The sequence below is a fragment of the Dechloromonas sp. ZS-1 genome (assembly GCF_039649255.1).
In the GTDB taxonomy this organism is placed as follows: Bacteria; Pseudomonadota; Gammaproteobacteria; order Burkholderiales; family Rhodocyclaceae; genus Azonexus.
In genome coordinates, this window is record NZ_JBDIYD010000002.1 from 185,206 (window position 1) to 207,693 (window position 22,488).

Sequence of the window (22,488 nt, forward strand, 5' to 3'; positions counted from 1 at the left end):
TAAACATGAAAAGAGGCTGGATTTTAACCTATCCAGCCCCTTTTAAGGTGAACCGCAGACCTGAATCAGAGATCGGCCAGCACGCGCAGATGCGCGCCGACGCTGCGTGCCAGCGAGGTCATCACATAACCGCCTTCGAGCATCGAAACGATGCGCTTGTCGCAGATTTCTGCCGCCAGTTTCATGAGATGGTCGGTACACCAGGCAAAATCCTTCTCGACGAGCTTGAGGCCGCCCATGTCGTCCTCGTAATGCGCGTCAAAACCGGCGGAGATGAAGATCATCTGCGGCTTGAATTCCTTGAGGCGCGGCGTCCACACCTGCATCACGGCATCGCGGAATTCTTCGCCGCCACTGCCGGCCGCCAGCGGCACGTTGCACATGTTGCTGGCCGGGTTGTCGGCGCCCGAATAGGGATAGAACGGATGCTGGAAAATGCTGCACATCAGGATGCGGTCATCACCGGCACAACAGTCTTCGGTGCCGTTGCCGTGATGCACATCGAAGTCGATGATGGCCACGCGCTCCAGGCCATGCGCCTTGAGCGCGTGCTGGGCGGCGACTGCGATGTTGTTGAAGAAGCAGAAGCCCATCGGGGTCGCTTTTTCGGCGTGGTGACCGGGCGGGCGGACGGCGCAGAAAGCGTTCTGAACTTCCTTGCGCATGACGAGGTCAACGGCCATGCACCCCGCCCCGGCTGAGCGCAAGGCAGCTTGCCAGGTGTGCGGATTCATCGCGGTATCCGGATCGAGGTGAACCACCCCCATTTCCGGCGAGGCACGCTTCAGGCGTTCGAGGTGAGACGCGGGGTGTACGCGCAGCAGTTGTTCAAAACTTGCCAGCGGGGCATCGTAGTAAACGAAGTAAGCGTCAATGCCTTGGGCAATCAGGTGATCGTTGATGGCGGTGAGACGTTGCGGGCATTCCGGGTGATGCGTTCCCATGTCGTGCAACAAGCAGTCGCGATGGGTGATAAAGGCCGTGGTAGTCACTTGTTCTCTTTCTTTCTCTCTCCGTACCGGCGCCCCCCTGAGGCGCACGTCGAAATGCCATTATCGTCCCATTTCACGACCGGCTTCAAGCATTAGAATCGACTGAAGCAAACCCTCCGGAACCCGCATGCAAAACCCCAACCATGATCATGCCGCACGCCTCGCCGACCTCCTTGAAGAGGCTGGGCGCATCGTCCTCGGCAAGCCCCGGGAAATCCGCCTGGCCTGTGCCTGCCTGCTGGCCGGCGGACATCTGCTGATCGAGGATCTGCCGGGGATGGGCAAGACCACGCTGGCCCACACCCTGGCGCGACTGTTCGGCCTGCAGTTCTCACGCATCCAGTTCACGAGCGACCTGCTTCCGGGGGACATCACGGGGGTATCGATTTTCGATCGCGCGGCGCAGCAGTTCCGCTTTCAGCCGGGACCTGTCTTCGCCCAACTGCTGCTGGCCGACGAAATCAACCGCGCCAGCCCCAAGACACAGAGCGCGCTCCTTGAAGCCATGGAGGAGGGCCAGGTTTCCTGCGACGGCGTCACCCATGCGTTGCCGGAGCCCTTTTTTGTCATCGCGACACAGAATCCGGCGCATCAGATCGGCACCTACCCCCTCCCGGAATCGCAGCTGGATCGTTTCCTGATGCGCATCGAGCTGGGCTACCCGGATCGCGCTGCGGAACGGCACCTGCTCACCACGGGCAGTGTACGCCCGGTGGCCGACACCTGCCTGGCCAAACTCGACCCGAAGACCTTGCCGGCACTACAAGCGCACATCCGGAAGCTGACCGTCTCGGCGGCACTGATCGACTACGTCCAGGCACTCCTCGCCGCCACCCGCGACACGGCCCACTTCCGCCACGGACTTTCCCCGCGCGCCGGACTCGGCCTGCTCCATGCTGCGCGCGCCTGGGCCTGGCTGGCCGGGCGCGACATGGTCCTGCCGGACGACGTCCAGGCCGTGTTTCCCGCCGTCGCCGGGCACCGCCTGAGCAGCCCGCACAGTAGCCGGAGCGCCAGCCCTGCCGAACTGGCTGCCCTGATCCAGCGCGTCTCGATTCCTTGACTTCCTGAGCGTTGACCGTGGCGCAGCCCCATGCCTTCCGGTTTTCCTGGCGTCCCCGCGTGCCGGCACGTCTGATACCGCCCTTCCTGCGCCCGCGCCCGGATGGTGAAGCGCCTTTCTGCCTGACACAGCGCCGGATTTACATCCTGCCCAGCGGACAAGGACTGCTCTATGCCCTCCTGCTCATCGCCATGTTGCTCACCGCGATCAACTACAGCCTGGCGCTCGGCCACGCGCTGGTCTTTCTGTTGGCCGGCATTGCACTGGCGGGCATGCTGGAAACCTTCCGTAACATGCACGGCCTCTGGTTGGGTGCCGGCAGCAGCCCGCCGGTCTTTGCCGGAGAAGCGGCCCGTTTCGAATTGCTGCTCGACAATCGCAGCACACGCCACCGCCCCGCCCTGCGTTTGCGCGCCGGACCCGCACTGGAAATCGAAACCCACCTCGACCCGCAGCAGTTGCAACGCCTGATTGTCCCGCTGCCCACGACACAGCGCGGCTGGCTGTTCCTGCCGCGCCTCCGCCTGAGCACCCGCTACCCGCTCGGGCTGTACGTGGCCTGGGCCTACCCGCAGCCCAGCATGCGCTGCCTGGTTTATCCCACACCGATCGAGATGCCGTTACCCGCCGCTGCGGGCGGCGAAGCCGGCCCGCTCAGCCAGCAGCGGGGTGACGATGACTTTGCCGGCCTGCGCGAACGGCAGCCGGCCGATGCACTCAATCATGTGGCCTGGAAAATCGATGCCCGCCATGACGGCGCGCGCCCGTTGCTGATCAAGGAATTCGGCAGCGGCAGCGAAACGGCCCTGATGCTCGACTGGGCGCTGACGGCGACGGTCAACGATGCGGAAACCCGGATTTCCATGCTCACCGGCTGGGTGCTGGCCGCCGAGGCAGCCGGGCGCCGCTATGCACTCACGCTGCCCGATCAGCAATTGCCGCTGGGCAGCGGCCCCGCGCATCGTCACGCCTGCCTGCAGGCGCTGGCGCTCTGCGTGCCGACGCCATGAGTTTCGATCCCCGCGAACGGCTCGAACGCAGTACGCCCCCCTGGCTCTTTGGGGTCAGTCTGGCGGCCATGGCGCCGCATGTTTTATTTGTCCCCCACTGGCTCGCCCTGAGCTCGGCACTCCTCGTGCTCTGGGCCTTCCGACGCTGGCAACGCGATGAGCCCATGCCCGCCAGAGGGTTGCTGACCCTGGCCACGCTGGCCGCTTTGGCTGGACTGGCTGTCGAATACCGGACCTTGCTCGGGCGCGATGCAGGCATGGGCATGCTGCTGCTCTTTTGCCCGCTCAAGCTCCTGGAAATCCGGACACGGCGCGATGCCATGGTGCTCATCGTGCTCGCCTATTTCCTGCTGCTGACGCATTTTTTCCACGCACAGGACATTCTCAGCGCAGCCTGGACGTTCGGCTGCGTGGCCCTGACGCTGCTTGCCCAGATCCGCCTGCAGGCCGGCCAGCGGCTACCGCTACGCCCGCAGCTTCAGCTTGCCGGACGCCTGTGCCTGCAAGGTCTGCCCTTTCTGATCGTGCTCTTTCTGCTTTTCCCCCGCATCCAGGGGCCGCTCTGGGGACTGCCGCAGGATGCGTTCAGCGGCCGGACCGGTCTGTCCGACAGCATGAGCCCGGGCGATATTGCCACGTTGGTGCAAAGTGGCGACATCGCCCTGCGCACACGCTTCTTCGGCCCGGTACCGAGCACGGCTCAGCGCTATTGGCGCGGGCCGGTCCTCGATGCCTTCGACGGGCGCATCTGGCGTCCGACACCGCTGCGCACGCCCCCGCCACGCATTGAGGCCCTGGGGCCGGGCCTCGACTACGAGCTGACCCTGGAAGCCGCGCCACAGAACTGGTTGCTGGCCCTGGATGCGCCCACCCAGTTGCCGGAAAAATCGAGCCTCGATGGGCAGTTGACCGCCCGTACCGCCGCCCCGCTCACCGAGCGCACCCGCGTGCGCCTGCAATCGGCCCTGATCTACCGCTTCAATGTCGATGAAACACCGGCGGTGCGCATGCACAATCTGCAGCTACCACCCCGCTTCAACCCCCGCACGCTGGCGCTTGCCGCCGAATGGCAACAGGCGGAGCAGAACCCCGAAGCCCTCGTTCGCCGCGCCCTCAAGTACTTCACAGAGAACGATTTCCACTACACCCTCGAACCGCCCCGCCTGGGGATTCACAGCGTCGACGAATTCCTGTTCTCGACCCGCCGCGGCTTCTGCGAACACTACGCCGCCGCCTTTGTCGTGCTCATGCGCGCTGCGGGCATCCCGGCCCGTGTCGTGACGGGCTATCAGGGCGGCGAACTCAACCCGCTGGATGGCTATGTGGTCGTTCGCCAATCCGATGCCCATGCCTGGGCGGAAGTCTGGCTGGCCGGACGCGGCTGGGTCCGTGTCGATCCGACCGCAGCCGTCTCGCCCGACCGGATCGAGACCGGCATCGGGCGCGCCCTCGCCAGCACGGACGGACTCCCCCTCGTGGTCCGGGCCGAATGGCTGCGCGACCTGCGCCAGCGCTGGGAAGCCCTGAACAACCAATGGAATCAGTACGTGCTGGGCTACGACGAATTTCGTCAACGCAACTTGCTGGCCACACTCGGCCTGGAGACGGTCGACTGGCAAACCCTGGCCATTTTTCTGGGCGGGAGCATCGCGACCCTGCTGCTCGCCTTGCTGGCCTGGACCCTGCGCCCGCAGCGCAGCACAGACCCGGCCCGGCAGCTCTGGCAGCAGGCCTTGAGACAGTTGCAGCGAAGCAAGGTAGACTGCGCCCCCTGGGAAACGCCCTTGTGCCTGCTGGCCCGCGTCGAGCAGACAGCGCCCGGCCTGGCACCCCGTTTCAGCGCCGTGGTCGACGCCTACCTGGCGGTGCGCTACGGCAACCAGACCGACCTGACTGACTTGCGTGCCGCCGTGGCCCGCCTTGCCTCACGGAGAACCGATTGAAGTTGTCTGCCCGCCGCCTGCTTGCCCTGGCACTCACCGCCCTCCCGCTGACACTCACCGCCGCCACGCCGGCCTCACCGAGCTTTGCCGAAGATGCCGCCGTTGTCGCCTTCGCCCGCGACCTGGAGCAGCGCCACGGCTTCAATGCCGACACCCTGCTCGGCCAGTTTGCCCAGATCCGCCCGAACGCCAAGGTCATTCAACTGATCAAGCCGCCGAGCACACCGACGCAGCGTTCCTGGGAACGCTATCGCCCGCGCTTTCTGAATGACCGCCGGATCGATCACGGCATCCGCTTCTGGCAGGAAAACCGCGCCGCCCTGCTGCGCGCCAGTACGCTTTACGGCGTCCCGCCCGAGGTGATCGTGGCCATCATCGGCGTCGAAACCGAATATGGCCGCAACACGGGGGGCTTCCGTGTGCTCGAAGCCCTCGCCACCCTGGCCTTCAATTACCCGCCCCGTGCCGACTTCTTCCGGACCGAACTCGAACAATTCCTGATCCTGAGCCGCGAAAACCAGCTCGACCCGCTCGCGGTCAAGGGCTCGTTCGCCGGGGCCATCGGCATCCCGCAGTTCATGCCGGGCAGCCAGCGCCGCTACGCCGTCGACTTCGACGGAGATCAGCGCGTGGATCTCTCCGGCAGCGTCGAGGATGCCATCGGCAGCGTGGCCCGCTTCCTCGAACAACACGGCTGGCAGGCCGGCCAACCCGTCGCCGTTCCGGCACAACTGGCCGGCCAACCGGATCCGGCCTGGCTGGAAGCCGGCATCCGTCCCACGCTCTCCGCAGCAGCCTTGCAGCAGCAGGGCGTAGCCAGCACCGCAGACCAGCAGGCCAAGGTCGCCCTGATCGACCTCGCCTCGCCCGGCAAGGAAACGGAATACTGGCTGGGCTACGACAATTTTTACGTGATCACCCGCTACAACCGTTCCAGCTTCTACGCCATGTCGGTGTTTCAACTGGCGGAAGCCATCCGCGAACGCATGCCGCGCTGAAGCCGGCCTGGCCCGCCATTGAAAAAGCCCGCTTTCCGACGGTCGACCGTCTGAAAGCGGGCTTTTTGCTGCCTGAGATCAGGCCATGATCGCGATCAGAGCAGAGAGTCTCGACTGATGTTGCCGCGCTTGATGATCTTGCGCAGGCGATCCAGCCCTTCCATCTGAATCTGCCGCACCCGCTCGCGGGTCAGGCCGAATTCCGTGGCGATGCAGTCCAAGGTCGCAATGTCATGACCGTTCAGGCCGTAGCGACGCTCCAGCACGAAACGCTGACGATCGGTCAGTTGAGTCAGCCAGTCTTCCAGCAAATGGCCGACCTCGCTGTGCTCCAGCAGGGAGGCCGGATCGGCGCTCTCGCTGTCATCGGCGATCACTTCGGCCATGGTGTGTGCCGAATCGATTTCGAGCGGCGCGTCCAGCGAGGCAATGTGCTCGTTCAGCGCCAGCACCTGACGAATGTCTTCAATCGGCTTATCGAGCAGCAACGCGATTTTTTCCAGCGTCGATTCGCGCCGGTCGGCCGACTCCAGGTGGCGCATCGCACGCAGGACAACGTTGATTTCCTTGACCACATGCACCGGCAAACGAATGGTGCGCGACTGGTTCATGATGCCGCGCTCGATGCTCTGGCGAATCCACCAGGTGGCATAGGTCGAGAAACGGAAACCGCGCTCCGGATCAAATTTCTCCAGCGCGTGAATCAGACCGAGATTACCCTCCTCGACCAGATCGAGCAGCGGAATCCCCCGGTTGAGATAATGCTTGGCGATATTCACGACGAGCCGCAGGTTGTGCTCGATCATCTTTTGCCGGGCGGCAAAATCGCCGGCCCGTACGCGCCGGGCCGTCGCCAGTTCCTGATCCGGCGTCAGGAGCGGCTTGGCGCCGATCTCGTTGAGATAAAGCTGGGTGACATCTTCGAGCAGCTCGATTTCCGGCGCCACCGTCTCGGGCTCCGCCAGCAGCAGCGCCTCGTCAGGCTCTTCGCCAAACGCCGGCTCTTCGCTGATGTCGTCCCGTTCGCTCATCGTTTCGGCAGATACTGCGACGGATCGACCGGCTTGCCCTGCTTGCGGATTTCGAAATGCAGCTTGACCGAATCGGCGTCGGTATTGCCCATCTCGGCAATCTTCTGACCGCGCGTCACGCTCTGGCCTTCCTTGACCAGAATCTTGCGGTTATGCGCATAGGCCGACAGATAGGTACCGTTGTGTTTGACGATCACCAGTTCGCCGTAGCCACGCAAGCCGGCCCCGGCATAGACGACTTTCCCATCGCCTGCCGCCAGCACGGGATCCCCCGCCTTGCCGGCAAAATCGTAGCCCTTGTTGCCCGCATCGCTGAACGGCGTGGAGAGCTTGGCATTGGTCGGCCAGGCCCAGGCCACGTCATCCGGGCCAGCAGCGGTAGCGGGCGCCTGAGTGGGTGCAGGTGTCGGCGCCGGCTCCGGCTTGGTTTCCGGCGCCTTGGGCGGCTCGGTACGGTTCAGGCGGGCGTAAGCCTCGTCGGAATAGGGTTCTTTGCCGACCCGCGGCTCGCGCTTGAGGTTGGGATTGGCGGCATTGGTTGCAGGCGCAGCCACCGGCTGCGGATCCAGCGGACGGGACTCGACAGCGGAGGCGGCAGCAATCGGCTTGGTCACCACCGGCCCGTTATCACCCGGCGGCTGCACGCGCAGGGCCTGCCCTTCCTTGATGATGGCAGCCGGCAAGGCAATATTGTTCCAGGCCGCGATCTCGCGATAATCCTGACCGTTCTCCAGCGCGATGCGATACAGGGTATCGCCGCGCTTGACCGTGTAATACCCCGGCCCGGCCACGGGCGCAGCAACCGCCGTCGGCGCGGGTGTCGTTGCACGGGATTGTGCCCCGCCGGCACGGTCGACCGTCGGCGCCGGCGGTTGCGAGAAGCAGCCGCTCAACAAGACAGGAATCGAAGCGAGAACGAGAAAACGACAGTTCATTGGGTTCCAGACAATAACGGGACAAAGCGCACGGCATCCAGACGGGTTTCGGTGAAGCCCTCCGGGGTACGCTCGATGAAGCTAAGATACTGCTCCGTTGTCCCGACTGGCAAGACCATGCGTCCGCCGACCGCCAGCTGCGACAACAGCGCAGGCGGCACCTGAATGCCGGCCGCAGCGACAATGATACTGTCAAATGGTGCCGCCTCGGGCAAACCCAACTGGCCATCCGCATGTTTCAGACGCACATTGAACTGCTGCAAGGCGCGCATGTGCAGCTTGGCCTTTTCCAGCAAGGGCCCCAGGCGCTCGATGGCGTAAACTTCCTTGGTCAGTTGCGCCAGTACCGCAGCCTGATAACCGCAGCCTGCACCGATCTCGAGGGTCTTGCCCAGCGTGCTACGGCCGTTGAGCAGCAGCTCGATCATCCGCGCGACCACATAGGGCTGGGAAATCGTTTGGCCCATGCCGAGCGGCAGGGCAGTATCTTCGTAAGCACGGGACGCCAGGGCCTCCTCGACGAAGATGTGGCGCGGGACCGCTGCCATGGCACTGAGCACGGCGTCGCTACGAATCCCTTGCTCACGCAGGCGATCGATCATGCGCACGCGCGTCCGTTGGGAAGTCATACCGATACCCTGCAACATGCCCTTACTCCATCCAGCGGCGAATCGCCGGCAATTGCGCCTGATTGGTCAAATCGATCTGCAAAGGCGTCACCGAGGCATAACCGGATTCGACTGCATGAAAGTCCGTACCCGGACCGGCATCCGATGCTGCACCGGCGGCGCCGATCCAGTACATCGTTTCGCCCCGGGGAGAAACGGTACGCACCATCGGCTCGGCCTTGTGGCGCCGGCCCAGACGGGTGGTGACCACGCCCTTGAGTTCGTTCGCCGGAATATCCGGCACGTTGATATTCAGCAATACCGGTTCGCGAATCGGATCGCGAACAAAACGTTCGACCATGTCACGTGCCACCTTGCCTGCAGTCGCAAAATGACGGCCTTCAAAACTGGTCAGTGAAACGGCAAAAGACGGAATGCCGAATAAATACCCTTCCGTGGCAGCCGCCACCGTGCCGGAATAAATGGTGTCATCCCCCATATTGGCACCGAGATTAATCCCGGAAACAATAATATCGGGCTGAATATCCAGCATGCCGGAAACGGCAAGATGCACGCAATCGGTGGGCGTGCCATTTACATAATGAAAACTACTTTGCGCGGTTTTCAAATACATCGGGCGATCCAGCGTCAGTGAATTGCTGGCGCCACTGCGATTCTGCTCAGGCGCGACCACGATGATGTCACCCAATCCAGCCAGTGCCTCCGCCAGGGCCGCCAGGCCCGGTGCGAAATAGCCGTCGTCGTTACTGAGCAGAATACGCATGAATTACACCAGGAGATTATCGAGGGAACCACCTTCGGCCAGCCAAGCCTCAACCCACTTCGGCTTGCGACCGCGCCCCGTCCATTCCAGTTCCGCATTTTGCGGATGGCGGTATTTGACTTTGACCTTGCCACCGGCGGACGGGACTTTAACTTTCGGCTCCTTGCCAGTCAGCAAATCCTCAATGGCATAACCACGGGCTTTGGCAAAAGCACGGACTTCATTCAGGATTTCAGCCTTTTCCTGAACTTCGCGACGTTTGATTTCGAGCGGAATTTGCTGCTGCAGTTCGCGCAATTGCGGAACAGAAAGAGTCGACAAATCCATGATTACCTCCAGTAATAAATAAACGGGTGGCAGTAATTTAATTTGTCTAAATCCGTTTTTCAACAGATAAAAATAAAAAACCGGCACGAGGCCGGTTTTTCATCGAATCAATGGTCGGGGTGGCGGGATTCGAACTCGCGACCCCTTGCACCCCATGCAAGTGCGCTACCAGGCTGCGCTACACCCCGACGAGCCGCGCATTATACCGGAAATTCCGGATTTTCAAAGCCGCAGCAACGCAATAATTGATTGCAGTTCCTGACGCAGTCCGGAAACCGGGGCGGCCGCCTCGATTTTCAGGCCTTCGTCAGCATGCCCGACATCGCCTTCGTCCAGGCGATTACGCGCACCGCTGATGGTAAAGCCCTGATTATAAAGCAGCTCGCGAATACGCCGGACGAGCAGGACTTCGTGATGCTGGTAATAGCGGCGGTTACCGCGCCGCTTGACCGGCTTCAGCTGGGTGAATTCCTGTTCCCAGTAGCGCAACACATGCGGCTTGACGCCACAAAGCTCGCTCACCTCACCGATGGTGAAGTAGCGCTTGGCCGGAATGGGCGGCAACTCCTCGCCGCCAGCAGGTTTATGCCGTGGTTCCATCGTAAGCAAGTTCAACGTCGGACTTCAGCTTTTGACTGGCATGGAAAGTCACGACACGGCGTGCCGTAATCGGAATTTCCTGCCCGGTTTTGGGATTGCGCCCCGGGCGCTGGGGCTTGTCGCGCAATTGGAAGTTGCCGAAACCGGAGAGTTTGACACCATCACCGGTTTCCAGGGCGTTACGGATTTCTTCGAAGAAAGCCTCGACCATGTCCTTGGCTTCACGCTTGTTCAGACCTACTCGCTCGAAGAGCAGGTCCGCGAGTTCAGCTTTGGTAAGCGTCATCGTCGTTTTTTCCATCAGGCACGCAGTTGAGCACCGAATGCCTGTTCGAGACAGGACACCAGTTGCTGCATCGCAGCATCAACTTCAGAATCTAGCAAAGTGCGTTGAGTATCTTGCATAACTATACGGAACGCAAGACTTTTCTTGTTTTCAGGAACCCCCTTGCCGACGTACACATCGAACAATTGAATGTCCTGAACGAGGCCCGGCAAGCCCTGTTTCAGACCATCAATCAGGGCCTGCAAAGCAAGCGACTGATCGACCACCACCGCCAGATCACGGATGACCGGCGGGAACTTGGAGACCTCGGCATAGGCCGGGACGGTCGACGCTTTCAGTACGGCAAAATCCAGCTCGAACAGCACCGGGGCGTTCGGCAGGTCATATTTCTGAACCCATTCAGGATGCAGCTCGCCGACGACACCGATTTCCTGGCCATCGAGCAGGATGCGCGCAGCGCGTCCCGGATGCAGGGCCGGATGGGCGACCTTCTCAAAACGCAGGGCAGCCGGTGCCAGCAAGGCCTCCAGGTCACCCTTCACATCGTAGAAATCGACCTTGCGGCCACCGCTCGTCCAGCTTTCCGGCAAGGCGCCACCAAACGCCAGACCGCCCAGTTTCCAGGGCTGACGATAGCCGCTGACCGGCGTGGCATCGGCGTCGCGATGGAAGGTGCGACCGACTTCAAACAGACGCACGCGGGTTTGCTTGCGCTTGAGATTGGTCACCAGATTCGAAATCAGGCCGCCAAAGAGAGACGACCGCATGACAGCCATCTGGCTGGCAATCGGATTGGCGAGGCGGATCAGATCCGCTTCTTCGGTCTTGGCAGCGAAATCCGCCTCCCAAGCCTCTTCCACAAAGGCAAAATTGACGACTTCCTGATAGCCCCGATCGGCCATCATCTGGCGAATACGGTAAGCCGGGCGTTGCGCTTCCGGCTGGCGCAGCATGGCCATGCGCGCCTGCGGTGCCAGCGACGGAATGTTGTCGTAACCGACCAGGCGGGCGATTTCTTCGATCAGGTCTTCTTCGATTTCCATGTCGAAGCGCCAGCTCGGCGGCGTGACCAGGAAATCGTCACCCTCGCAGGTGAATGCCAGGGCCAGCCCCTTGAACAGACCGGCAATGCGCTCGGCACCCAGCGGCACACCCAGCACCTTTTCAGCGCGGGCCGTGCGCAGACGCACCGGCGGACGTGCCGGCAGATCGGCCTTGGCTTCGACCACCGGACCCGCCTGCCCGCCGCAAATCTCGAGGATGAGCTGGGTCGCACGCTCGATGGCACGACGCGTACCGCCGAAATCGACACCGCGTTCAAAACGGTGCGAAGCGTCGGAAGCAAAACCATAACGACGGGCACGGCCGGCAATGGCTTTCGGCGCAAAGAACGCGGATTCCAGGAAGAGCTCGCTGGTCTCCAGCGTAATGCCGCTCTCTTCGCCACCCATGATGCCGGCCATGGCCAGCACCTTGCTGTCATCGGCAATGGTCAGCACATCGGCCGCCAGATCGATGGCCTGCTCGTTCAGGAGCAGCAGCTTTTCGTCGGCCTTGGCCAGGCGGGCATGCACGCTGCCGCTGAGCTTGGTGTTGTCGAAGGCATGCAGCGGCTGACCCAGTTCGAGCATCACGTAATTGGTGATATCAACCAGCGCTGAGATGGCGCGGATGCCGCTGCGCTCCAGGCGACGCACCATCCAGGTCGGCGTCGCTGCCTTGGCATTGACCCCCTTGATGACGCGACCGTAGTACAGCGGGCAGGCTGCCGGCGCATCCAGCACAACGGCACGGGTATCGGCGATGCTGGCCGGCACCTCGACGACCACCGGCAAATCGGTGGCGGCACCGGTGATCGCACCGACTTCACGGGCCACACCCAGCAGGGACAGACAATCGGCGCGGTTCGGCGTCAGCTTGATCTCGAAAACCGTGTCTTCGAGATCGAGATAGGTCCGGATATTCTGCCCCACCGGTGCGTCGACCGGCAGAATCAGGAGACCGGAGGCCTCTTCGGCAATCCCCAGTTCCTTGGCGGAACAGAGCATGCCGGAGGATTCGATGCCGCGCACCTTGGCGATCTTGATCTTGAAATCGCCCGGCAGTTCAGCACCCGGCAGCGCGCACGGCACTTTCAGGCCGGCAGCGACATTGGGGGCACCACAGACGATCTGTTTCGGCGAGCCATCACCGATATCGACCTGGCAAACATTCAGGCGGTCGGCATCCGGGTGCTTGACGACTTCGAGCACCTGAGCAACGACCACGCTGTGAAAAGCGGGCGCAACCGGGGCCATGTCCTCGACTTCGAGGCCGGCCATGGTCAGCAGATGGGAGAGTTCCTCGCTCGACAGGGTCGGATTGACGAGGGTACGCAACCAGGATTCAGAGAATTTCATGGGCTTGTCTCGAAAAAGGGGTCAGGCGAATTGGCGCAGGAAACGCAGGTCGCCTTCGAAGAACAGGCGCAGGTCATTGACGCCGTAGCGCAGCATGGTCAGGCGGTCCGGACCGAAGCCGAAGGCAAAGCCGGTGTACTGCTCCGGATCGATGCCGGCAATCTTCAAGACGTTCGGATGCACCATGCCGCAACCGGCAATCTCCAGCCAGCGCCCCTTCAGCGGACCGCTCATGAAGGCCACGTCGATTTCGGCGGAGGGCTCGGTGAACGGGAAGAAGGACGGACGGAAACGCACCGTCAGGTCGTCGGTCTCGAAGAAGCTCTTCAGAAAATCAGCGATCACGCCCTTGAGATCGGCAAAGGAGACATTCTCTCCCACCCACAGGCCTTCGACCTGATGGAACATCGGCGAATGGGTCGCATCGGAATCCACGCGATACACACGGCCCGGCGCGATGATGCGGATTTCGGGCATTTTTTCGCGTTGACCGTACTTGGCCACATGCGCCTGCATGTAACGCGCCTGGATCGGGCTGGTATGGGTACGCAGCAGCACCTTGTCGGCCAGCGAGCCGTCCGGGTTCTGCAGGTAGAAGGTGTCGTGCATCGAACGCGCCGGGTGATCCTCGGGCGTGTTCAGCGCGGTGAAATTGTGGAAATCCTCTTCGATTTCCGGGCCGTCGGCGACTTCGAAGCCGATCGAGGCAAACAGGGATTCAATGCGCTCCAGGGTGCGCGTCACCGGGTGCAGACCGCCGCGCGCTTCAGCGCGACCAGGCAGGGTCACATCCAGCGCCTCTTCAGCCAGACGCGCTTCCAGCGCCGCCTTGCGGATCGCTTCACGGCGGGCGTTCAGGGCGTTCTCAACGGCTGTCTTGGCCACGTTGATCGCCGCACCGGCGGTTTTCTTTTCTTCGGGCGGGAGCTTGCCCAGGCCCTTCAGGAGTTCGGTAATCTGGCCGCTCTTGCCGAGAAAGCGGGCCTTGGCCTGCTCCAGCGCGTCCGGGTCGGAAATGGCGGCGAAAGCAGCTTGTGCTTCGCTAACGATCTGATCGAGATTGTCCATGGACTTTTACCAACAATAGGGCCAAACACGGTCTGGATGACAGACCTGTGACAACAACAGGTATCGGGGGATACCAACAAAAAAGGAGGCTTGCGCCTCCTTTTTCGTCAAGAGCTTAAGCTCAGGCGCCGAGCTTTGCCTTGGCCTGGGCGGCCAGAGCGGCAAATGCCGGCTGATCGAAGACAGCCAGATCGGCCAGGACCTTGCGGTCGACTTCGATGTTGGCCTTCTTCAGACCGTTCATGAAGGTGCTGTACTTCATGCCGAGCTCGCGAGCTGCAGCATTGATACGGGCGATCCACAGGGAACGGAACTGACGCTTGCGCTGACGACGGTCACGGTACTGGTACTGACCGGCCTTCATCACCGCTTGCTTGGCGATGCGATATACGTTCTTGCGACGACCGCGGTAACCCTTGGCCTGGGCGAGAACCTTCTTGTGACGGGCGCGAGCCGTTACACCACGTTTAACTCGGGACATGCTTTATCTCCTTACGCGTAGGGCATCATGGCGCGGACGGATGCAACGTCGCGCTCGTTAACACCAACGGCACCGCGCAGGTGACGCTTGTTCTTGGTGGTCTTCTTGGTCAGGATGTGACGCTTGAAGGCTTGACCGCGCTTGATGGAACCACCGGCGCGAACCGAGAAACGCTTCTTGGCGCTGCTCTTGGTCTTCATCTTGGGCATTTAGATGCTCCTTAATGACATGCTTGCAGGTGGTTTCCGACGGAAACACTTCCACAACCCGTAAGCACTTGTGTTTGACCACTTGTTGCCAAGTGGCCGGTACTGCAAAGGCGGACCCGAAAACCGGGTCCTAAAAAAACCTTACTTCTTCTTGGCCGGCGCGATGACCATGATCATCTGGCGCCCTTCCATCTTCGGCATCTGTTCAACCTGACCCACTTCTTCAAGGTCAGCCTTGATGCGCTCCAGCTGGCGCATACCGAATTCCTGGTGGGCCATTTCACGCCCCCGGAAGCGCAGGGTCACTTTGACCTTGTCACCGTCATCCAGGAAGCGGGTCATGTTCCGCAGCTTGATCTGGTAATCGTTTTCGTCGGTACCCGGGCGCAGTTTGATTTCCTTCACCTGCACCTGCTTCTGCTTCAGCTTTGCTTCGTGCGCGCGTTTGGCTTCCTGGTACTTGAACTTGCCATAGTCCATGATGCGGCAGACCGGCGGTTTCGCCGTCGGCGCGATTTCAACCAGGTCAACCCCGGCTTCCTCGGCCATCTGCAGTGCAGCACGGATATTCACAATCCCAAGCTGCTCACCTTCCAAACCCTGGAGACGAATCTCCGGCACCGTGATCTCATCGTTTAAACGATGGGTCTTGTTCTGAGCGATGGTAAAACCCCCGAAAATCAATAATTAAGCCGTGCCACTGCGCGCTGCAACTTCCCCTCGGAGTTGCTCGATCAGTGCCTCGACCGTCATTTGACCGAGATCCTGACCACCGCGAGTACGCACGGCCACCAAGCCGGCTTCCTTTTCCTTGTCGCCCACAACGAGCTGGTAAGGCAGCCGGTTCAAGCTATGTTCGCGAATTTTATAGGTAATTTTCTCGTTACGCAAATCAGCCTCGGCTCTAAAGCCTGCCTGGTGCAGCTTTTGCGCAACATCGGCCGCGTAATCGGCCTGCTTTTCCGAAATATTCAGAACCACCGCCTGCACCGGAGCCAGCCACAAGGGCAGCGAACCGGCAAAGTTCTCGATCAGGATGCCGATGAAGCGCTCCAGCGAACCGAGGATGGCACGGTGCAGCATGACCGGCACCTTGCGCTCGTCGTTACCGGCGACGTATTCCGCCCCCAGACGGCCCGGCATCGAGAAATCGACCTGCATCGTGCCGCACTGCCAGGAACGACCAATCGCATCCTTGATGTGAAACTCGATCTTCGGGCCATAGAAAGCCCCCTCGCCCGGCAACTCGGTCCACTCCAGACCGGAGGCACGCAAGCCCTGGCGCAGCGCGTCTTCCGCCTTATCCCAGATCTCGTCGGAGCCGACACGACTCTCCGGACGCAGAGCGAGCTTGACCGCCACGTCATTGAAGCCGAAATCGGCGTAGACCTTTTTGACCAGCGCATTGAAGGCAGTCACTTCGGACTCGATCTGCTCTTCCGTACAGAAGATATGACCATCATCCTGAACGAAGCCCCGCACGCGCATCAGACCATGCAGCGCACCGGTCGGCTCGTTACGGTGACAGGAACCGAACTCGCCGTAGCGCAGCGGCAGTTCGCGATAGGAACGCAGGTCGGAATTGAACACCTGCACATGCCCCGGACAGTTCATCGGCTTGACCGCGTAGTCACGGTTTTCCGAGGCCGTCGTGAACATGTTGTCCTTGTAGTGATCCCAGTGACCGGACTTTTCCCAGAGGGACCTGTCGAGAATCTGCGGGCAACGCACTTCCTGGTAACCGTTATCGCGGTACACCTTGCGCATGTATTGCTCGATTTCCTGCCAGACCGCCCAGCCCTTCGGGTGCCAGAACACCAGACCCGGCGCTTCGTCCTGCATATGGAAGAGATCGAACTGCTTGCCAAGGCGACGGTGATCGCGCTTCTCGGCTTCTTCCAACATGTGCAGGTAAGCCTCGAGGTCTTCCTTCTTGGCCCAGGCCGTGCCGTAAATACGCTGAAGCTGCTCATTGCGATGATCGCCGCGCCAGTAGGCGCCCGCCACCTTCATCAGCTTGAAGACCTTGAGCTTGGCCGTGGTCGGCACGTGCGGGCCGCGACACAGGTCGATGAAGTCACCTTCGCGATACAGGGAGACCTGCTCACCCGCCGGAATCGCCTCGATCAACTCGGCCTTGTATTTTTCACCCTGCCCCAGGAAGAATTTGACCGCCTCATCGCGATCCCAGACCTCACGCGTGACCGGAATGTCTTTTTTGGCGAGTTCAGCCATGCGCTTTTCGATGGCGGCCAGATCTTCCGGCGTGAACGGACGCTTGTAGGCGAAGTCGTAATAGAAGCCGTTTTCCACCACCGGCCCGATCGTCACCTGCGCCTCCGGGAACAATTCCTTGACCGCATAAGCCAGCAAGTGCGCCGTCGAGTGACGAATCACTTCCAGGCCTTCTGCATCGCGATCCGTGATGATCGCCAGATCCGCATTCGATTCGATCAAATAGGACGTATCGACCAGCTTGCCGTCCACTTTGCCCGCCAGGGCGACACGGGCAAGCCCGGCACCGATGCTGGCTGCAACCTCGGCAACGGTGACAGCTTGTTCAAAAGAACGAATGGAACCGTCGGGCAATTTGATATCAGGCATGGCGGATTCTCGAAAAAAAGACGAAAAAAAAGTGCGGAACGAGCCGCACTTTTTGGTCGAACGAAAGCTGACTCGTTAAAGTTTCTGAACTGCGATGCAAGTTCGGAAAAACATGGAATCAACCCCGTCAGGAATTTGGTAGGCGGTATTGGAATCGAACCAACGACCTCCACGATGTCAACGTGGCGCTCTAACCAACTGAGCTAACCGCCTGAAGAAGGCCGCATTATAGAGCAATACGAGGATTGGTCAACACTTTCGAGGAAATATTTTTCCGAAAACCCGGACAGGCACAGCGCCCGATACACTTCTCCCGTTTGAATCACCCCATCACCAAGGATGCCCCATGGACGACGCCCGTCTGACCGACGTCGAAATCAAGCTGACCTACACGGAAGACATGATCGACGAACTCAACCGCACGATTTACCGTCAGCAGCAGCAAATCGACTTCCTGATCCGCGAATTGAAATCACTGCGCGATCAGGTGCAAAGCAATCAGCCCAATGAGCCGCGCAACCTGCGCGACGAGATTCCCCCGCATTATTAATAGCCCGCACACGCGCCCGACATGAGTGCCCCCATCGCCATCCTCTATCACGCCGACTGCCTGGATGGCTTTGGCGCGGCCTATGCAGCCTGGACGCACTTCGGCAACACCGCCCGCTACATTCCTTGCCATCACGGCATGCACCTGGACGCGAGCGCCTACGCGGGCCACCAGCTCTACCTGCTGGACTACGCCCTGCCGCCGGAGAGGCTGACGACTCTGGCCCAGCACGCTGCCGGCGTCACGGTGATCGATCACCACCTCTCGGCCTGGCAAGCCTGGACCAGCCACTTTGGCGAGCAAACGGCGATCGACTTTCAGCATCCGCACGCGCCGCTGCGCCTGATCTTCGATCTGGACCAGGCCGGTTGCGCGCTCAGCTGGCAGCATTTCCAACCCGGGCAGCCGATGCCGCTCGCCTTGCAGCACATCGCTGCCAACGATCTGTGGCAGCACACGGACCCGGACACCCGGCCATTCTGTCGCGCCCTGCGCTTGCTCGATTTCGACTTCGCGACCTGGCAGCCACTCATGACTGTGAGCATGTCTGCGGATGATTTTGCCTATCGCCAGCAGGTCGACCGTGGCCAGACCGTGGAACGCTTCCTGATGCTGGAGGTGACGCGTATGAGCGGCGGTCGCCTCCCCGGCCCCGCCCGCCTGCGCGGCGAACCGGCCGATGCCCTGCAAGCGCTGCGCCACGGCCAGGACATCGTCACCGATGGCCTGAGCCACTGGCACGCCCTGCCCGGCCTGGCCGCCAACGCACCGCCGCTGTTTGCCTCCGATCTCGGCCATCGCCTCGCCCAGCTCAGCGGCACCTGGGGGATGACCTGGCATCTGGACGGCAATGGCCAGATCAAGGCATCCCTGCGCAGCGAAGGCGCGGTCGACGTGGCTGCCATCGCGCAACGCTACGGGGGTGGCGGCCACCGCAAGGCCGCTGGTTTCCAGATGGCGGCGCTGCCGTTCTTTCGGGAAGTGCTCGGCCTCTGAAACAAGGTGGCCGCAGTTTGGATTGATCAAACGCGCAAAAAAGACGAACATGCCGCCCCCTTTTTCTTCGCTGTCCCGGCATGTCCATCCCCAACGCGCCCCTCGAACTCCAGACACTGAACCTTTCCGCCATCGACCCTGACCCGCAGCACGTCCGCACCAAGCAGACGGAGGGCGCGCTGAATGGCCTGATCAACGCCATCCAGCAAGTCGGGCTGATCCAGCCCATTCTGGTCCGCCCCGGCGAGCTGCCCGGACGCTACGTCGTCGTGGCCGGTGAACGTCGCCGCCAGGCCGCGCTTGCCGCCGGTGCCGAGACGATCCCGGCCCTCATCCGCACCTGCACGATGGAAGACCGGCTGGCCATCCAGATTTTCGAAAACCTCGGGCAAGGCGTGCGCAGCGCCCTCGAACCGCGCGACATGGCCCAGGCCATCCAGCGCCTCTCCGAGCGCTTTGAGTCGGCCGACGATGCTGCCCGCTACTTTGGCCGCGCCCCGACCTGGGTCAACCAGGCCACCGCCGCCGCCCGCCTCTCCGAGCCGGTGGTCGCCCTGCTCGATGCCGGCAAGATCAGCAGCGCCAGCACCGCCATCCAGCTGGAAAAGCTGGTCCAGAAAGACGAAGCCAGCGCCCAGGCCCTGATCAAGCAGATCGAACAACTGCCGGAAGGGGAAAAGCTCTCCAAAAAGGCCCTCGATCGCGCCACCGGCAAAACGCGGGCGCCTGCCATCGCCCCTCAGGAAGATTTCGGACAAGCGGCCGCAACAATTACCGCCCCCGCAACGTCCCAGGCAACGGCGAGCACTGCGCCCAACCCCAGCGCCCCGGAGGCCGTCGGTGCACAGGCCGAGCCGTCCACAACCGCCCCTGCCGCCCCGACATCAATGGCGACGTCGGCCACACCCCGCCGCACCGAGGCCGCGCCGGACCTCGCCAAGCGCCAGCAAGTCGCCGCCCTGCTCGGCATCGAGGAAGACGATGAGGCCACCTTGATGGCCCGCCTGATCGATGAGTTCCTCGCCCTCAAAGGCATCGCCCAGGCCGAATGAACACTGCCCACAAAATCTGTGGATAAGCCTGGGGATGCGCACTGGGTGGGCGCTTTAAGTCTTTGAGCCGGATCGGAATTGCTCACGCTGCCCATAAAACAGGCAGCGTGACGCGGCGGGGAGAAGTTGGATTACAATAACTGTACATTAATACAGTATTCGTAAGCCAAGCCCCCGCCACGGGGCGCACGCCCCGTTCCATCGCCATGAGCCACCCCGATTCGCCCCGCGCACGCAGGATCGCCCATCTCGACATGGATGCCTTCTTTGCGTCCGTCGAGCTCTGCCATTACCCGATGCTCAAGGGGCAGCCGGTGGTGGTCGGTGGCCGGAATGTGCCGCAGGCCGAAGGCGATGGCCGCCTGCGTTTTGCCCGGTTGCGCGATTACGTCGGGCGCGGCGTCGTCACCACGTCCACCTATGAGGCACGGGCGCTCGGTGTGTTTTCCGGCATGGGTTTGATGAAATCGGCCCAGCTCGCGCCGGATGCCATCCTGCTGCCGGCCAATTTCGATGCCTACCGCGATTATTCGCGCCGCTTCAAGGCCGCCGTAGCCGACATTGCACCCGCCATCGAAGACCGTGGCATCGATGAAATCTACATTGATCTGAGCGATTTCGACGAAGACAGCCAGACCCTGGCCCGCCGCTTGAAGGATGCCGTGCTGGCCGCCACCGGGCTCAGCTGCTCGATTGGCATCAGCCCGAACAAGACCCTCTCCAAAATCGCCTCGGACCTCGACAAACCGGACGGCATCACGGTGTTGACCGTCGGCGACCTCGAAACGCGGATCTGGCCGCTGCCGGCCAGCAAGATCAACGGTATCGGCCCCAAGGCCAATGCCCGCCTCGCCACGCTGAACATCCAGCGCATCGGCGATCTGGCACAGGCCCCGCTCGACCTGCTGGTCCGGACCTTTGGGCGCAGCACCGGACACTGGATGCACGAAGTTGCCAACGGCATCGACGCGCGCCCCGTCAAAACCGTGCGCGAACCCAAATCGGTCAGCCGGGAGAGCACCTTTGCCCGCGACCTGCACGTGCGGCACGACCGCAACACGCTCTCGGAACACTTCACCCAGCTCTGCCTGCGTGTGGCGGACGATTTGCGGCGCAAAGGGCAGTTTGCCCGCACCATCGGTATCAAGCTGCGCTATGCGGATTTTCAGTCGATTACCCGGGATATCACGCTGGAATCGCCCACGGATGACGGGCTCACCATCCGCCGCGCCGCCACCGAATGCCTGAAACGGGTGCCGCTGGAAAAACGCATCCGCCTGCTCGGGGTGCGGGCCGCCGGGCTGGAGGCCACCGCCGGCATGGTCAACCATCCGATCCAGCAGACGCTCGCGCTTTAAATCCCGCCCGGCGAGCAGGCAGCGCCCGCCGCAGCGTGGTATTCAGACCCTCAGGCCGCGCACAGATCGTCGGCCGGGCTGATACGCCGCAATGGCTCCCGCAGCGTCTCCGTGACTGCGCCGCAGACAAAGCGATCCCGGCCTGCGTGCTTGGCGGCGTACAGGGCCTGATCGGCTGCTTTCAGCAAATCGGCACTGCTGTGCTGTTCTTCCGGCAGCAGGGTGACCACACCGAGACTGACCGTCACATGCGAGGCCGCCTCGGAGGCCGCGTGCGCCAAGCCCAGACGACGAACCTGCTCGACCACACGCTCCGCCACCGCCGTCGCGCCGGCCTCATCGGTATAAGGCATCAGGATGGCGAATTCCTCGCCACCGTAGCGCGCCACCAGATCGGTCGGGCGAAAACTGGCCGATTCCAGCGCAGACGCCACCTGCTTCAAGCAGGCATCCCCTTCCTGATGGCCGTAATGGTCGTTATAGCGTTTGAAGAAATCCACATCCGCCAGAATCAGCGACAGCGGCCTTTGCTCACGCTGGGCGCGCAGAAATTCGAGTTCCAGGCTGTCGTCAAAGCGCCGCCGATTGGCGATGCCGGTCAGCCCATCGCGCTCGGCCAGCCGCTGCAGGGCAATCTGGGCCAGCTTCTGCTCGGTCATGTCGCGCAGGGTTTCCACCACCGCAATCAGGCGCCCTTCATCGTCGTAGATGGGACCGGCATCGATGGCCAGATAGAGGCGCTTGCCGGTATGGGGCATGGTGCACCAGTTCTCGGCGCGCAAGCCTTCGCCGGTCTCGCTCGGCTCGGTGTGGGCGGCATACAGGGCATCCAGTTCGTTGGCGCAGCCCAGGGCGAGGATATCGGCCAGGCAATAACGCGGCTCGTCGTAAAAAGCGCTCCAGTGCTGGCGCGTACCCAGAATCTCGCTGGCCGGGATGCCGGTCAGGCGTTCGCAGGTACGGTTCCAGATCACGACCCGACGCTCGGCATCCAGCACGAAAGTCGGCACCACCAGATGCTCCATCAGGCGAATTGCAAATGCGCGCGTACTGTCGATGACCACCCCGGCCTCCTCTATCCCATTTGGCTTATTACGTAAGTATAACGAGGCCCATCACGACATGATGCATTTGGACGAAAAAATTTAACATTGATGAATCAGTTTACGCATTCAAAACAACACGCTTTGACCA

At 61.9% G+C, this 22,488-nt stretch carries 23 protein-coding genes and 2 tRNA genes; 8 read left to right on the forward strand and 17 right to left on the reverse strand.

Features of this window, described 5'->3' with window-relative positions:
* Nucleotides 1–65 precede the first annotated feature (65 nt).
* A complete protein-coding gene (locus tag AACO21_RS03695; RefSeq protein WP_346191142.1) occupies nucleotides 66–992 on the reverse strand; it encodes a histone deacetylase family protein in 927 nt (308 codons plus the stop codon).
* A 127-nt stretch (nucleotides 993–1,119) separates the two neighbouring features.
* On the opposite strand from AACO21_RS03695, the gene AACO21_RS03700 reads away from it, so the two are divergent.
* Genes AACO21_RS03700 through mltB form a run of 4 tightly spaced genes read left to right on the forward strand, consistent with a single transcriptional unit; the run spans nucleotide 1,120 to nucleotide 6,006 of the window.
* Nucleotides 1,120–2,055, forward strand: a complete 936-nt coding sequence (locus tag AACO21_RS03700) for an AAA family ATPase (protein WP_346191143.1) — start codon at nucleotides 1,120–1,122, stop codon at nucleotides 2,053–2,055.
* 17 nt (nucleotides 2,056–2,072) lie between these two features.
* Nucleotides 2,073–3,065, forward strand: a complete 993-nt coding sequence (locus AACO21_RS03705; protein WP_346191144.1) for a DUF58 domain-containing protein — start codon at nucleotides 2,073–2,075, stop codon at nucleotides 3,063–3,065.
* Entirely contained in the window at nucleotides 3,062–5,008 is a 1,947-nt protein-coding gene (locus AACO21_RS03710; RefSeq protein ID WP_346191147.1) for a DUF3488 and transglutaminase-like domain-containing protein, read from the forward strand. The genes AACO21_RS03705 and AACO21_RS03710 overlap by 4 nt, the downstream gene beginning before the upstream one ends.
* Nucleotides 5,005–6,006 carry a lytic murein transglycosylase B gene (mltB, locus tag AACO21_RS03715; RefSeq protein WP_346191148.1) on the forward strand — a complete coding sequence of 334 codons (1,002 nt, stop codon included), beginning with the start codon at nucleotides 5,005–5,007 and terminating at the stop codon, nucleotides 6,004–6,006. The genes AACO21_RS03710 and mltB overlap by 4 nt, the downstream gene beginning before the upstream one ends.
* A 95-nt stretch (nucleotides 6,007–6,101) precedes the next feature.
* On the opposite strand, the gene rpoS is transcribed toward mltB, so the two are convergent.
* The 15 genes from rpoS to AACO21_RS03790 all read right to left on the reverse strand — a co-directional run bounded on the left by rpoS (nucleotide 6,102) and on the right by AACO21_RS03790 (nucleotide 17,551).
* Nucleotides 6,102–7,037, reverse strand: coding sequence for an RNA polymerase sigma factor RpoS (gene rpoS, locus AACO21_RS03720; protein ID WP_346191149.1), 936 nt, complete (start codon nucleotides 7,035–7,037; stop codon nucleotides 6,102–6,104).
* A complete protein-coding gene (locus AACO21_RS03725) occupies nucleotides 7,034–7,972 on the reverse strand; it encodes a peptidoglycan DD-metalloendopeptidase family protein (protein ID WP_346191150.1) in 939 nt (312 codons plus the stop codon). The genes rpoS and AACO21_RS03725 overlap by 4 nt, the downstream gene beginning before the upstream one ends.
* Nucleotides 7,969–8,619 (reverse strand): protein-L-isoaspartate(D-aspartate) O-methyltransferase, encoded by a 651-nt coding sequence (locus tag AACO21_RS03730; RefSeq protein ID WP_346191151.1) that lies wholly within the window; start codon nucleotides 8,617–8,619, stop codon nucleotides 7,969–7,971. The genes AACO21_RS03725 and AACO21_RS03730 overlap by 4 nt, the downstream gene beginning before the upstream one ends.
* Nucleotides 8,620–8,623: 4 nt before the next feature.
* Entirely contained in the window at nucleotides 8,624–9,364 is a 741-nt protein-coding gene (gene surE / locus AACO21_RS03735) for a 5'/3'-nucleotidase SurE (protein ID WP_346191152.1), read from the reverse strand.
* A 3-nt stretch (nucleotides 9,365–9,367) separates the two neighbouring features.
* Nucleotides 9,368–9,778, reverse strand: a complete 411-nt coding sequence (locus tag AACO21_RS03740; protein WP_346191153.1) for an H-NS histone family protein — start codon at nucleotides 9,776–9,778, stop codon at nucleotides 9,368–9,370.
* Nucleotides 9,779–9,802: 24 nt separating this feature from the next.
* Nucleotides 9,803–9,879: transfer RNA gene (locus tag AACO21_RS03745), tRNA-Pro, on the reverse strand.
* A 34-nt stretch (nucleotides 9,880–9,913) separates the two neighbouring features.
* Entirely contained in the window at nucleotides 9,914–10,291 is a 378-nt protein-coding gene (locus tag AACO21_RS03750; protein ID WP_346191154.1) for a MerR family transcriptional regulator, read from the reverse strand.
* On the reverse strand, nucleotides 10,275–10,577 hold the full coding sequence (locus AACO21_RS03755; protein ID WP_346191155.1) for an integration host factor subunit alpha: 303 nt from the start codon (nucleotides 10,575–10,577) through the stop codon (nucleotides 10,275–10,277). The genes AACO21_RS03750 and AACO21_RS03755 overlap by 17 nt, the downstream gene beginning before the upstream one ends.
* Before the next feature lie 14 nt (nucleotides 10,578–10,591).
* Entirely contained in the window at nucleotides 10,592–12,976 is a 2,385-nt protein-coding gene (gene pheT / locus AACO21_RS03760; protein ID WP_346191156.1) for a phenylalanine--tRNA ligase subunit beta, read from the reverse strand.
* 21 nt (nucleotides 12,977–12,997) lie between these two features.
* The gene (gene pheS / locus AACO21_RS03765) at nucleotides 12,998–14,044 is read right to left on the reverse strand and encodes a phenylalanine--tRNA ligase subunit alpha (protein WP_346191157.1); all 1,047 of its coding nucleotides are present in this window, start codon (nucleotides 14,042–14,044) and stop codon (nucleotides 12,998–13,000) included.
* Between the two features lie 121 nt (nucleotides 14,045–14,165).
* A complete protein-coding gene (rplT, locus tag AACO21_RS03770; protein WP_121459511.1) occupies nucleotides 14,166–14,525 on the reverse strand; it encodes a 50S ribosomal protein L20 in 360 nt (119 codons plus the stop codon).
* 11 nt (nucleotides 14,526–14,536) lie between these two features.
* Nucleotides 14,537–14,734 carry a 50S ribosomal protein L35 gene (gene rpmI, locus AACO21_RS03775; protein ID WP_153148261.1) on the reverse strand — a complete coding sequence of 66 codons (198 nt, stop codon included), beginning with the start codon at nucleotides 14,732–14,734 and terminating at the stop codon, nucleotides 14,537–14,539.
* Between the two features lie 141 nt (nucleotides 14,735–14,875).
* A complete protein-coding gene (infC, locus tag AACO21_RS03780; RefSeq protein WP_346191421.1) occupies nucleotides 14,876–15,397 on the reverse strand; it encodes a translation initiation factor IF-3 in 522 nt (173 codons plus the stop codon).
* Nucleotides 15,398–15,421: 24 nt separating this feature from the next.
* A complete protein-coding gene (gene thrS / locus AACO21_RS03785) occupies nucleotides 15,422–17,338 on the reverse strand; it encodes a threonine--tRNA ligase (RefSeq protein ID WP_346191158.1) in 1,917 nt (638 codons plus the stop codon).
* Between the two features lie 136 nt (nucleotides 17,339–17,474).
* A tRNA-Val gene (locus AACO21_RS03790) sits at nucleotides 17,475–17,551 on the reverse strand.
* 133 nt (nucleotides 17,552–17,684) lie between these two features.
* Between AACO21_RS03790 and AACO21_RS03795 the strand changes: the two genes are divergently transcribed.
* The 4 genes from AACO21_RS03795 to dinB all read left to right on the forward strand — a co-directional run bounded on the left by AACO21_RS03795 (nucleotide 17,685) and on the right by dinB (nucleotide 21,294).
* Nucleotides 17,685–17,888, forward strand: a complete 204-nt coding sequence (locus AACO21_RS03795) for a SlyX family protein (RefSeq protein WP_346191159.1) — start codon at nucleotides 17,685–17,687, stop codon at nucleotides 17,886–17,888.
* Nucleotides 17,889–17,909: 21 nt separating this feature from the next.
* Nucleotides 17,910–18,884: a DHHA1 domain-containing protein gene (locus AACO21_RS03800; RefSeq protein ID WP_346191160.1), complete on the forward strand. Its 975-nt coding sequence runs from the start codon at nucleotides 17,910–17,912 to the stop codon at nucleotides 18,882–18,884.
* Between the two features lie 80 nt (nucleotides 18,885–18,964).
* A complete protein-coding gene (locus AACO21_RS03805; protein WP_346191161.1) occupies nucleotides 18,965–19,936 on the forward strand; it encodes a ParB/RepB/Spo0J family partition protein in 972 nt (323 codons plus the stop codon).
* A gap of 206 nt (nucleotides 19,937–20,142) precedes the next feature.
* Complete coding sequence (dinB, locus tag AACO21_RS03810; RefSeq protein ID WP_346191162.1) at nucleotides 20,143–21,294, forward strand: DNA polymerase IV; 1,152 nt, start codon at nucleotides 20,143–20,145, stop codon at nucleotides 21,292–21,294.
* A 50-nt stretch (nucleotides 21,295–21,344) separates the two neighbouring features.
* Here dinB and AACO21_RS03815 read toward each other — a convergent pair whose 3' ends face one another.
* Nucleotides 21,345–22,358 (reverse strand): diguanylate cyclase, encoded by a 1,014-nt coding sequence (locus AACO21_RS03815; RefSeq protein ID WP_346191163.1) that lies wholly within the window; start codon nucleotides 22,356–22,358, stop codon nucleotides 21,345–21,347.
* Between the last annotated feature and the right edge of the window lie 130 nt (nucleotides 22,359–22,488).